Source organism: Celeribacter naphthalenivorans, assembly GCF_020524585.1.
Taxonomy (GTDB): Bacteria; Pseudomonadota; Alphaproteobacteria; order Rhodobacterales; family Rhodobacteraceae; genus Celeribacter; species Celeribacter naphthalenivorans.
In genome coordinates, this window is record NZ_JAIVLK010000001.1 from 160,624 (window position 1) to 173,145 (window position 12,522).

Here is a 12,522-nt window from a genome sequence, read left to right on the forward strand (position 1 = left end):
CTTAGCTTTTGCGGGCGCCTCGCACGGGTTTGCCCCAGGTTTCAAGCTTGCGATAGAGCGTCGAGGGCGAGACATCGAGCACCCGTGCCGCCGCCGGGATCGACCCGTCCGTCGCTTGGATTGCGGCCTCAATCGCCTGTTTTTCGATCTCCGCCAAAGTGCGCCCCTGAAAGGGATCGGCGCGTCCGGGGAACCGTGGCGGCGCGCTCTCGGCGCCCTGCGACGGAGCGGTGCCAATGCCGCGCAGATAGGGCGGCAGGTCGGAAATTTCCACGACAGGCCCATCGTTCAAAAGCGCGACATTCCAGATCACATTCATCAGCTCGCGAATGTTGCCGGGCCAGTTGTGGTCGAGAAAGATCGCCTTGACCCCGGTCGAGAGCGTCCGGAAATTCCGCCCCTCCTGCGCACAGAGGCGATCCAGTTCGGTCTCTGCAATCTCGACCACTTCCAATCCGCGTTCGCGCAGCGGCGGGAGATGGATTGGCACAACGTTCAACCGATAGAACAAATCCGCACGAAAACGGCCATGGGCCACCTCTTCGGTCGGGTCGGGCGTCGAGGAACAGATCAGGCGGAAGGAGACGGGCAGGGGCGTGTCGCCACCGAGGGGGGTGATCTCGCCGGTTTGGAGAATGTTCAAAAGCCGCGCCTGCATCGCCGGGGACAGGGCGCAGACCTCATCGAGCAAAAGGGTGCCGCCATTGGCGCGCTCGACAGCGCCGGGCTTGGCGGGGCTGTCCGCTGTCGCGACATGGCCGAGAAGCTCTTCTTCGATCCGGTCCGGGTCGGCGGTGGAACAGTCGAGTTTGACAAAAGCGCCGGTGTTGAACCCGGATTGCGCATGGATGGTGGCGGCGGCCTTGACCTTGCCGGTGCCGCTTTCGCCGGTGATGAACACCGAGGCAGCCGATCCCGCCACGGCGCGGATGGTCGCATAAACGTCTTTCATCGGCTTCGAGGAGTTGATCGCGCCTTCCAAACCATCGCCGTGCCCGATCGCTTCGCCGGGCAAAGTTCCGATGCTGCGCCCGGCAAGCGCATTGTTGATCGCGGAGATCAATTGATCCGGGGTCAGCGGTTTGACCAGGAAATCGACGGCGCCGTTGCGCATTGCGGCCACCGCGCGGTCGACCGTTGCAAAGGCGGTCACGGCAATGGCCTTGAGCTCCGGGCAGCGGGAGGTCAAGGCCTCGATCAATTCCGCCCCGTCGCCATCCGGCAGCACGAGATCGACCAAGGCAATCCCTGGCGCATGGTTTTGCGCCAGTTCCAGCGCTTCTTGTTTGCTGCGGGCGGTGAGGACGACATGTCCCTCGGCTTCTAAAGTGGCAGAAAAGAGGGTCAAATGGGTCGCGACGTCATCGACGATTAAAATGGGTGGGTGGCACATCTGTGTCCATCTCGCGCGTTAAGATCGAATGAATTGCAGTTTGAATATTTGAGGCATATTGCCGGAGTTGCCTGAGAATTTCAATGATGTCAGATGGCGGCATCTGATCTGAACGCTCAGACAGGACACGCGAGGCCCGCTGGGCCGTCTTCATATTGACTGTGGCAAAGAGCGCCGACAAAGAATGGCAGGCCCGCGACACCTGGGCATGCCGTTCCAGACCGTCCTGATCTTGCATCGCGCGGGTGGCCTCATCGAGATAGCGATCCAGATCGTCAGACATCTGGGTCAGTACCTCTCGCGCTGTCGGGCAGGGCAGGTGGGCGATCAGCCTGTCCAGACAGTCTGCCAGCACATCTTGGGGCAGGGCGACGCGCGCAGGCCGGGCGTAGAACATGGGCTGCGCGGGCGAGAGCGGGTGATCTAACTCAAGCGCGGTGGCGATGGCCTCGAGAATATCGCGCTGGGCGCTGACGGGTTTTCTGAGCACCGTCTTGACGCCATGCGACAGGATGGTCTGACGGTTCACCATGAACACATGCGAGGTGATGGCCACGGTTGGGGGAACGCTTTGGTCCTGTGCACGGAGCCGTGACAACACCTGAAGCCCCGACAGCAGGGGCAATTCGATGTCGAGAAACACGATATCGATGTGGGTCTTTGGGTCGGTGAGGCGTTCGAGCGCTTCGATGCCGTCATGCGCCTCGATCACCGTCAGGCCAAGCGCCTCAAGATCGTGACGCAGTCCAAGCCGCAAAGCGGCGCTGTCTTCGACCAAAAGCGCCACCAGCCCTTCGGGCAGGTGCTGCGACTGTGCGATGGTGTCGGTGTTGGCCGTGTTGGGACGTGGAAAGGGCAGCGTCAAACAGGCTTCCGCGCCGCCATCCGGCGGGTTCTGCAGTTTCAGTTTGCCATTCAAACGACGGGTCGCGTCAAAGGCCACATGCAGGCCGAACCCCGATCCCGGCTCCCCCGCGCCGATGGGGGGGGGCGCCAGCGCCACGGAGCCCAAAACAGAGGGCGGGTAGCCCGGCCCAGAGTCGCGAATGCGGAACACAAGTTCTTCCTGCGCGTCCTGGCCAGAGCGCGCAATATCGATGGAGATCGGCCCGGGACCGGCATGATGCAGCGCGTTGGACACGAGGTTCGAGAGCACCTGTTCCAGCGCCAGCATATCGAGATCCGCAATGTCGGGCAGATGATCCGTCCCGCTGAGCAAAAGTTCGGAACCGAGCTTTTCGGTGATCCTCTGCCAGCGTTGCACAAGCCCCGTCAGGACCAGTCGCGGCGCGCTGCTGAGAACGGGCGGCGGGCGTTTCTGATGGTCGTGAAAGATCGCCTCGGAGACCTCATCGAGCAAGCGGCCCAGATGCGCGCCGGTATGGCTCAACCGCGACAGCTCATTCTGGAGGCGCTGAGGAAGATGCGCGTCCTGTGCCAACATCTTCAGCGCGCTTTGCAATTCCCCATACGTCGAGCGAATATCATGTGACAACAGGGAGATACGCCCTGCATCCTCGATCTGAAGCGTGTGGCTTTGTTCGTTCCCCTGAGTCAAATTATCCCCTTACGTCCCACCAGACGCTCAACCTATGCAACATTTGCCGATCGCATTGTCGGACAAGAAAAAACGCGGCCAAATCGGGCCGCGTCGATCCCCGGCGAATTGGTTTACAAAGTCTTAACCAACCTTGCGCCGGGGAACAGAGATTTTTGGTTAAAATTTACTCTTTTGCGTACCCAAGTCCCTGAAGCGCCAGTTTGATCTCGTCCAGAATGGCCGGATCGTCGATGGTCGCGGGCATTTTGAACGGTTGGCTGTCCGCGATTTTCACCATCGTGCCGCGCAGGATTTTACCCGAGCGGGTTTTCGGCAAACGATCCACGACACAGGCCATCTTGAACGCCGCGACAGGGCCGATGTCCTTGCGGACCGAGGCGACCACTTCTTTGACGATCGTGGCATGATCGCGGTCGCACCCGGCGTTGAGGCACAAGAAGCCCAGCGGCGATTGCCCCTTGAGCTGATCCGCCACGCCGATCACGGCACATTCTGCCACGTCCGGGTGGTTCGCCAGAACCTCTTCCATCGCGCCGGTCGAGAGGCGGTGCCCGGCGACGTTGATCACGTCATCGGTGCGGGCCATGATGTAGACATAGCCGTCCTCATCCTTGATGCCCGCATCGCCCGTCTCGTAATAGCCCGGAAATGTCGTCAGGTAGCTCTTTTTGTAGCGGTCTTCGGCATTCCAAAGCGTCTGCAACGTACCTGGCGGCAGCGGCAGTTTGATCGCGATGGCGCCCAGCTCGCCGTCGGCCACCGGATGACCCGCCTCGTCGAGAATGTCGATGTCATAGCCCGGCATGGCCACGGACGGCGAGCCGATCTTGACTGGCAATTCCTCGATCCCAAGCGGGTTCGCGGCGATGGCCCAGCCGGTTTCCGTTTGCCACCAGTGGTCGATCACCGGCACGCCGAATTTCTCCTGCGCCCATTTGATCGTGTCGGGGTCTGCACGTTCACCAGCGAGGAAAATCGCCTGAAGCTCATGTGCCTTATAGCGTTTGATCCACTCGCCATTCGGGTCCTCGCGCTTGATCGCGCGCAGGGCGGTTGGCGCCGTAAAGAAGGACTTCACCCGCTGGTTCTGGATGATCCGCCAGAACACACCAGCATGCGGCGTGCCGACCGGCTTGCCTTCAAAGACGATGGTCTGCGCGCCTTTGATCAGCGGTCCGTAGCAAATGTAGCTGTGGCCCACGACCCAGCCCACATCGGAGGCCGCCCAGAACCGGTCGCCCGCCTCGATGTTGTAGATATTCTTCATCGTCCAGTTCAGCGCCACAAGGTGCCCGCCGGTGGAGCGCACCACGCCTTTCGGCGCGCCGGTGGTGCCGGAGGTGTAGAGAATATAGGCCGGGTGGTTGCCCTCGACCGGCACGCATTCTGCCGGTTTGACGCCGTATTGGAAGCCATGCCAAGAGAAGTCACGCCCCTCGATCAGCTTGGCCACCTCTTGTTCACGTTGAAAAATCACGCAGAATTCGGGTTTGTGTGTGGCCTGCTCAATGGCTTCGTCCAAAAGCGGTTTGTAATGCACCACGCGGTTGGGCTCGAGTCCGCAGGACGACGCGATGATCGCTTTCGGCGTACAGTCGTCGATCCGAACCGCCAGTTCATGCGCCGCAAAGCCGCCGAAGACCACCGAATGCACCGCACCGATCCGGGCACAGGCCAGCATTGCCTCAAGCGCCTCGGGCACCATCGGCATATAGATGATGACGCGGTCGCCTTTCTCGACGCCGCGCATTTTGAGCGCGCCCGCCAGGGACGACACGCGGGCCTGCAATTCCTTGTAGGTGATGCCCTTGGTCGCATGGGTGATCGGGCTCTCGTGCATGATCGCGATCTCGTCGCCGCGACCGGCTTCGACATGGCGGTCCACTGCATTGTAACAGGTGTTGGTCAACCCGTCCGAGAACCATTCATAAATCGGGGCCTTGTCGTCAAACAGCGCCTTCGTGGGCTTTTTGAACCAATGAACCTCCTCTGCGGCCTCCATCCAGAATGCTTCCGGATCGGATTTCCAGGCCTCGTAAACGTCTTTATATGCCACTCTTCGCGTCCTCCTCGCTGACTTGGCGTGATTGGCTCAGTCAGTGATTCCCTGCGGGGCTAGGTAGGAATATCACGCGCAACAATCACGGGGGCCGCTGGTAATTTGGCCCGCTCCGGCAATGTTGTTACCAGAGCGCGCCACAAATGTTTATATAAAATTCGCAAACAGCTCTAGAAATGTAGTTTGCAAACTTTGATACAAGAGATTGATGTTGCAAATAGAAACGCCCCCGCGACGAGGCGGAGGCGTTGCAAATCTGGTCTGTCGTCTAGACTTAGCCGTAATGCGCGACCGGGGTCCCTGCGATGGCGGACATGTTCAAAAGCCCGCGCGAGGTGATCGAGGGCGTGACGATATGCGCCTTGTTTGCCATCCCCATCAGGATCGGGCCGACTTCCAAGCCGCCGCCTTTCGTCTTTAGGATGTTGCGCACGCCAGAGGACGCATCGGCAATCGCAAAGACCAGCGCATTGGCCGGGCCTTCAAGCCGCGAGTGCGGGAAGTTGCGTTCGCGCAAATCCGGGGTCAGGGCGCTGTCGATGTGCATCTCGCCCTCGTATTTGAAATCCCGGGGTTCGGCGTCGAGAATCTCCATCGCTTCGCGCATGTGGCGCCCCGTCATGCAATTGAGGTTGCCGAACTCCGAATGCGAACACAGCGCAATGTTCGGCTCGATCCCGAAGCGGCGCACATGGCGTGCCGTGGCGATCACGGTTTCGGCGATCTGCTGCGGCGTCGGCTCTGTATGCACATGGGTGTCGGCGATGAACAACGGGCCGTCCTCTTGGATCATGAGAGACAGCGCGCCGACCGGCTGGCGCTCCTTGGTGCCGAGAATTTGCGTCACATAGTTGAGGTGCCACAGATATTGTCCGAAGGTGCCGCAGATCATGCTGTCTGCGTGGTCCTGTTGCACCATGATGGCGCCAATCGCCGTGGTGTTGGTGCGCAGGATCGCTTTTGCCAAATCTGGCGTCACACCTTTGCGGGCCATCAGGTCATGATAGGCCTGCCAATATTGTTTGTAGCGGCTGTCGTTTTCCGGGTTCACCACCTCGAAATCAATGCCGGGGCGGATTTTCACGCCAGCGCGCTCGGCCCGCATGGCGATCACCTCTGGGCGACCGATCAGGATCGGTTTGTCGGTGGTTTCCTCGATCATGCCTTGGGCGGCGCGCAGCACGCGCTCGTCTTCGCCCTCTGCAAAGGCGATGCGGCGCTCGGCATGGCTTGCGGCGGCAAAGACCGGGCGCATGATCAGCGCGGATTTGAACACCGAGCCGTCAAGCGCGTCCTTATAGGCCTTCATGTCCGGCACAGGTTTCGTCGCCACGCCGCTCTCCATCGCGGCCTTGGCGACCGCCGAGGCGACAACGCCCATGAGGCGCGGATCGAACGGTTTCGGGATCAGATAATCTGGCCCGAACTCCATCCGCTCGTCCTGATAGGCAGCGGCGGCTTCGGCGCTGGTGGTGGCCCGTGCAAGGGCCGCGATCCCCTCGATACAGCCGAGCTGCATCTCGTCGTTGATCTCGGTGGCGCCCACATCCAGCGCGCCGCGGAAAATGAAAGGGAAACACAGCACGTTGTTGACTTGGTTGGGATAATCCGACCGGCCCGTTGCGATGATCGCGTCAGGGGCGACCCTTTTGACCTCATCCGGCATGATCTCCGGCGTCGGGTTGGCGAGCGCGAAAATGATCGGTTGTTTGGTCATTTTCTTGACCATCTCGGGCTTCAACACACCCGGACCGGAGAGGCCGAGGAACATATCCGCACCTTCGATTGCCTCATCCAGCGTCCGCAGGTCGGTCTTTTGCGCAAACGCCGCCTTTTGCGGCGTCATCTCTTCCTCGCGGCCCTCGTACACCAGCCCTGCGATGTCACAGAGCCAAACATTTTCGCGTTTGAGGCCGAGTTTCAGAAGCATGTTGAGACAGGCAATCCCCGCCGCCCCGCCGCCGGTGGAGACCACTTTGATGTCTTCGATCTTCTTGCCCGACACTCGCAAAGCGTTGGTCGCGGCGGCGCCGACGACAATGGCGGTGCCATGTTGGTCGTCGTGGAACACCGGAATGTTCATCTTCTCGCGGCAGAGTTGTTCAACGATAAAACAATCCGGCGCCTTGATGTCTTCGAGGTTGATCGCACCGAAGGTCGGCTCCAGCGCACAGACGATGTCGGCCAGTTTTTCCGGGTCGCTTTCGTTCACTTCGATGTCGAAACAGTCGATGTTGGCGAATTTCTTGAAGAGCACGGCCTTGCCCTCCATCACCGGTTTCGACGCGGCGGCGCCAATGTTGCCAAGGCCCAAAACGGCGGTGCCGTTCGACACCACGGCGACCAGATTGCCGCGCGCGGTGTAACGGCTCGAGGAGGTCGGGTCGGCCTTGATCTCCAGACAGGCTTCGGCGACGCCGGGGCTATAGGCCCGCGCGAGGTCGCGGCCGTTGGCCATCGGTTTGGTGGCGCGAATTTCCAATTTCCCCGGTTTAGGGAACTCGTGATAGTCGAGCGCGGCTTGTCTCAGGCTGTCGTTGCGCGTGTCCGTCGCCATTGGTGATCTCCCAATCTTGTCTGCGGCCTTATCTGCGGTCGTGTGCGTAGGGGTATTGTTTAATGTTAAACAACTTTGCCCTAATGTGCCTCAAGGCCTCTCCCTCGGCAAGCCTCTACGCCTCTCGAAGGGGCCGATGCAAGGGGAGACGTATAAAATGGGGGTCTTGTGTCAGGGCGCCATTCGAGGCGCGTAAAAGACAAGCAAACCTGTGCGAAGAACCGCACAATCGGTAAGCCCCTGCGTCAGGCCCGCGTGCCGGGCGTGTATCGCGCTTGCATCTGGGCGGGCGAGGCTTCACTCTGGACCGAATAGTCAAAAATGAGGGTTTCCCATGTCTGCGCCCACCTCTCTCTTGGATGAAGCCGCGAAAATTCAGGACAAAGCCTATGCGCCCTATTCCAACTTTCGCGTCGGGGCCGCGATCCGCACCGCGTCGGGCGCGATTTTTACTGGCGTGAACGTGGAAAATGCCGCCTATCCCGAAGGCACCTGTGCCGAAGCCGGGGCCATCGCGGCCATGGTTTTGGGGGGTGAAACAGAGATCGCCGAGGTGGCCGTGATCGGAGACAGCGACGAGCCGGTGCCGCCCTGTGGCGGCTGTCGCCAGAAAATTCGCGAATTTGCGGCGCCGGAGGTGCAGGTCTCGATGATGTCGCGCACGGGCAAGGTGCTGACCATGACGGTGGGCGAACTTCTGCCGGGCGCCTTCACGCCGGATCATATGGACTGAGCCTCATGAGTTTCGATGCACGCCAAATCATTGAAAAATTACGGGACAAACGCGAGTTGTCGCCCACTGAGCTGACCGGCTTTGCGCAGGGTCTCGCCAGTGGCGCTGTGACCGATGCACAGGCCGGGGCCTTTGCCATGGCCGCTTTGCTGAACGGCATGTCCGACCCGGATCGCGTGGCGTTGACGCTTGCGATGCGCGACAGCGGCGAGGTGATGCGCTGGGACCTGCCGTCGCCCGCGATTGACAAACATTCCACCGGCGGCGTCGGCGATTGTGTCTCGCTTTTGCTTGCGCCTGCTCTGGCGGCTTTGGGTGCTTGCGTGCCGATGGTCTCGGGGCGCGGGCTTGGTCACACCGGCGGCACATTGGACAAGCTCGAATCCATTCCGGGCCTCAAAACCGAGGTTACGGACGCGCGGTTTCATGAGATCGTCGAGCGCGTCGGCTGTGCCATCGTCTCCGCCTCTGGCTCCATCGCGCCCGCCGACAAACGGCTCTACGCGATCCGCGACGTCACCGGCACGGTAGAAAGCATCGACCTGATCACCGCCTCGATCCTGTCCAAAAAACTCGCCGCAGGCCTTGAGGCACTCGTGCTCGACGTCAAATGCGGCTCGGGCGCTTTCATGACCACGCCCGAGGACGCCCGCGCTTTGGCGCAAAGCCTCGTGACCACAGCGAATGGCGCAGGCTGCAAGACCTCCGCGCTGATCACCGACATGAACCAACCGCTCTGTCCGACGCTGGGCAATGCCTTGGAAATCATGACGGTGATGGAGGCGCTGACCACGGGCGAGGTGGACAATATCTTGTGCGATGTGACCTGTGCCTTGGGGGGCGAATTGATGGTTCTGGCCGGATTGGCCGAGGATGCGGACCAAGCCGCCTGGGCCGTGCGCGACACGCTCACAGATGGCTCCGCCGCGGAACGCTTTGGTCAGATGGTCGCAGAACTTGGCGGGCCTGCCGATTTCGTCGATCACTGGCGTGACCGCTTGCCCTCGGCCCCGGTGGTGCGCGATGTCCTGTCGCAAGAGCCGGGCTATGTGTCCGAGATGGACGGCCACGCGCTTGGCATGGCGGTGGTGCATCTGGGCGGCGGGCGCATGAAAGGCGGCGACAAAGTCGATCCGGCGGTGGGGCTTTCCAATTGCTGCATGATCGGGGAGTATCTCGATGCGGACAACCTGATTGCCACCATCCATGCGAAATCCGTGGAGGAGGCCGATCAGGCGGAGGCCGCGATCCGTGCGGCGATCCGGCTGGCGCCTGAGGCCCCCGACGAGCCGCCTTTGGTCTATGAAAAGGTATCGGTATGAGCAGGGCATTTTTGATCGTGGTGGACTCGGTGGGCCTTGGCGGCGCACCGGATGCGGACAAGTTTTTCAACGGTGAGCGGCCCGACACGGGGGCGAACACCATCGCCCATATCGCGCAGGCCTGTGCCGAGGGGCGCGCCGAAGACGGTCGCTCGGGGCCGCTGCATCTGCCGAACCTCGATGCGCTTGGCTTGGGCGCGGCGATGGCGCATGCGACCACGGACCCGGCGCCGGGGCTGGAGGCTCTGCCAGAAGGACTTTATGGCGTTGCTGCCGAGATCAGCCCCGGCAAGGACACGCCTTCGGGCCATTGGGAATTGGCCGGTGTGCCTGTGCCTTGGGATTGGCATTATTTCCCGGATGAGCAGCCGTCTTTCCCGCAGGATTTGATGGAGAAGGCGGCGGAGTTGTGCGGGGCAGGGGGCACTTTGGCGAATTGCCACGCTTCCGGCACGGAAGTCATCAAGGAGTTCGGCGCGCAGCATATCGCGACCGGTTGGCCGATTTGCTACACCTCTGCGGATTCCGTGTTTCAGATCGCCGCCCATGAGGATCATTTCGGCCTCGACCGGTTGCTGAAGCTCTGCGAAGACCTCGCCCCCACGCTCCATGCGATGAAGATCGGGCGTGTCATTGCCCGGCCTTTCATCGGCACGCTGGAAGACGGGTTCACCCGCACTGGCAACCGCCACGACTACGCCATCGCGCCGCCCAGCCCGACGATTTGCGATTGGGCGAAATCCGCCGGGCGTGCGACCTATGCTGTTGGGAAGATTGGCGATATTTTCTCGATGCAGGGCTTGGATGAGGTCCGCAAGGGCAACGATCATCTGCTTTTCGACCACCTCTGCGACGTGATGGGCGAGGCGCCTGACGGGTCCTTCACCTTTGCCAACTTTGTCGAATTCGATAGCCTCTATGGGCATCGCCGAGATGTCTCCGGCTATGCCCGCCATCTCGAATGGTTTGACGCCCAGATGCCGCGCCTGTTTGAGCGGGCGCGCGAGGGCGATCTTTTGATTTTCACCGCCGACCATGGCAACGACCCGACCTGGTCGGGCACGGACCACACCCGCGAACAGGTGCCGGTGCTGGGCTATGGTGTCGGCCTCAAACCCATTGGCCCTGTGGCCTTTTCCGATGTGGCGGCCTCGATTGCGGCGCACCTCGGGATCGAGGCGCAAGGGCCCGGACGGAGTTTCCTATGAGCATCACGGATATGCCGAAAATCGAGTTGCACATGCATCTCGAAGGGGCCGCGCCCCCCGCCTTCATTCGCGGCTTGGCGGCTGAGAAAAAGGTCGATCTCTCGGGCGTTTTCGATGAGAGAGGCGCCTATAAATACAAAGACTTCTGGGATTTTCTCAAGGTCTATGAGGCCGCCACCTCGGTCCTCAAAACGCCGCAGGATTACTACCGCCTGACCCGTGCCGTGTTGGAAGAAAGCGTGGCGTCGAATGTGATCTACACCGAAAGCTTCCTCGCGCCTGATTTCTGTGGCGGTGGCGATGTGTCGGCGTGGAAAGACTACCTCGCCGCGATCAAACAGGCCGCTGATGAGATGGAGCGGGAGGCCGGCATCGTGATGCGCGCGATCCCGACCTGTGTCCGCCATTTCGGGCCGGATCAAGCCAAGAAAACCGCTGCTTGCGCTCAAGAGACCGTGGGCGATTTCGTCACCGGTTTTGGCATGGGCGGTGATGAGGCGATGGGCAAACAGGGGGATTTCAAATACGCCTTCGACATGGCGCGCGAGGCGGGGCTGCGGCTGACCTCTCATGCGGGCGAATGGGGCGGGCCGGAGAGTGTCCGCGACGCCATTCGCGACCTCAAGGTCGAGCGCATCGGCCATGGTGTACGGGCCATCGAAGACCTCGCGCTGGTCGATGAGATTGCCGAAGCGGGGATCGTGTTGGAGGTTTGTCCGGGCTCGAACATTGCGTTGGGTGTCTATCCGAAATGGTCCGATCACCCGATCGCCAAGCTGCGCGCGCGCGGTGTGAAGGTGACCGTTTCCACGGACGATCCGCCGTTCTTCCATTCCACAATGCGCTATGAATTCGACCGCCTCGCCGAGACCTTCGGCTGGGAAGAGGATGATTTCAAAGACTTGAACAAGGTCGCGATTGAAGCGGCCTTCTGCGATGAGGCGACCCGTGGAATGGTCGCCAAGAAACTGGAGCCTACCGATGCTTGATCATTTGACCGTCGTGAAACACCCGCTGGTGCAACACAAACTGACCATCATGCGCGACAAGGAGACCTCGACCGCCGGGTTCCGCCAGCTGTTGCGGGAGATTTCCCTTTTGCTCGCCTATGAGGTCACGCGCGAGCTGGACATGACGGAAAAGACCATCGAGACGCCGATGCAACCCATGCAGGCGCCGACTTTGGACGGCAAAAAACTGGCGCTGATCTCGATCCTGCGCGCAGGCAACGGCTTGATGGACGGCATTCTGGAGCTGATCCCCTCGGCGCGTGTCGGGTTCGTGGGCCTGTACCGCGATGAAGAGACGCTTGAGCCGGTCGAATATTATTTCAAAGTGCCCGAAGACTTGGGCGACCGCTTGGTGATCGCTGTCGATCCGATGCTCGCCACGGGCAACTCCTCGGTCGCGGCCATTGATAAGCTCAAAGAGGCGGGCGCGAAAAACATTCGGTTCCTTTGCCTTTTGGCGGCGCCCGAAGGGGTCAAACGCATGAAAGAGGCGCATCCCGACGTGCCGATCGTCACAGCGGCAGTGGACGAAAAGCTGAACGAACATGGATATATTGTCCCCGGGCTAGGGGATGCGGGCGATCGCATGTTTGGCACAAAATAAGCGATTTCCCCTCTTAACAGCGAATCAGTTCTGCGCTAGTCTGTGCACAATATCTTGTGCGGGGCATCATGATGC

At 61.0% G+C, this 12,522-nt stretch carries 9 protein-coding genes; 5 read left to right on the forward strand and 4 right to left on the reverse strand.

Annotation, left to right across the window (positions count from 1 at the left end):
- Nucleotide 1: 1 nt before the first annotated feature.
- The 4 genes from LC094_RS00805 to LC094_RS00820 form a co-directional block, all read right to left on the reverse strand.
- Nucleotides 2-1,393 (reverse strand): sigma-54-dependent transcriptional regulator, encoded by a 1,392-nt coding sequence (locus LC094_RS00805; RefSeq protein WP_226549182.1) that lies wholly within the window; start codon nucleotides 1,391-1,393, stop codon nucleotides 2-4.
- The gene (locus LC094_RS00810; RefSeq protein WP_226549185.1) at nucleotides 1,362-2,951 is read right to left on the reverse strand and encodes a response regulator; all 1,590 of its coding nucleotides are present in this window, start codon (nucleotides 2,949-2,951) and stop codon (nucleotides 1,362-1,364) included. The genes LC094_RS00805 and LC094_RS00810 overlap by 32 nt, the downstream gene beginning before the upstream one ends.
- Nucleotides 2,952-3,117: 166 nt before the next feature.
- Complete coding sequence (locus tag LC094_RS00815) at nucleotides 3,118-5,010, reverse strand: propionyl-CoA synthetase (RefSeq protein ID WP_226549187.1); 1,893 nt, start codon at nucleotides 5,008-5,010, stop codon at nucleotides 3,118-3,120.
- Between the two features lie 277 nt (nucleotides 5,011-5,287).
- Complete coding sequence (locus LC094_RS00820) at nucleotides 5,288-7,570, reverse strand: NADP-dependent malic enzyme (RefSeq protein ID WP_226549190.1); 2,283 nt, start codon at nucleotides 7,568-7,570, stop codon at nucleotides 5,288-5,290.
- A 334-nt stretch (nucleotides 7,571-7,904) separates the two neighbouring features.
- On the opposite strand from LC094_RS00820, the gene cdd reads away from it, so the two are divergent.
- Genes cdd through upp form a run of 5 tightly spaced genes read left to right on the forward strand, consistent with a single transcriptional unit; the run spans nucleotide 7,905 to nucleotide 12,447 of the window.
- A complete protein-coding gene (cdd, locus tag LC094_RS00825; RefSeq protein WP_226549193.1) occupies nucleotides 7,905-8,303 on the forward strand; it encodes a cytidine deaminase in 399 nt (132 codons plus the stop codon).
- A 5-nt stretch (nucleotides 8,304-8,308) separates the two neighbouring features.
- Nucleotides 8,309-9,625 carry a thymidine phosphorylase gene (locus LC094_RS00830; RefSeq protein ID WP_226549196.1) on the forward strand — a complete coding sequence of 439 codons (1,317 nt, stop codon included), beginning with the start codon at nucleotides 8,309-8,311 and terminating at the stop codon, nucleotides 9,623-9,625.
- A complete protein-coding gene (locus LC094_RS00835; RefSeq protein ID WP_226549199.1) occupies nucleotides 9,622-10,833 on the forward strand; it encodes a phosphopentomutase in 1,212 nt (403 codons plus the stop codon). Before LC094_RS00830 ends, LC094_RS00835 begins: the two co-directional genes overlap by 4 nt.
- Nucleotides 10,830-11,822, forward strand: coding sequence for an adenosine deaminase (locus LC094_RS00840; protein ID WP_226549202.1), 993 nt, complete (start codon nucleotides 10,830-10,832; stop codon nucleotides 11,820-11,822). Before LC094_RS00835 ends, LC094_RS00840 begins: the two co-directional genes overlap by 4 nt.
- Nucleotides 11,815-12,447, forward strand: coding sequence for a uracil phosphoribosyltransferase (upp, locus tag LC094_RS00845; RefSeq protein WP_226549205.1), 633 nt, complete (start codon nucleotides 11,815-11,817; stop codon nucleotides 12,445-12,447). Before LC094_RS00840 ends, upp begins: the two co-directional genes overlap by 8 nt.
- Nucleotides 12,448-12,522 lie beyond the last annotated feature (75 nt).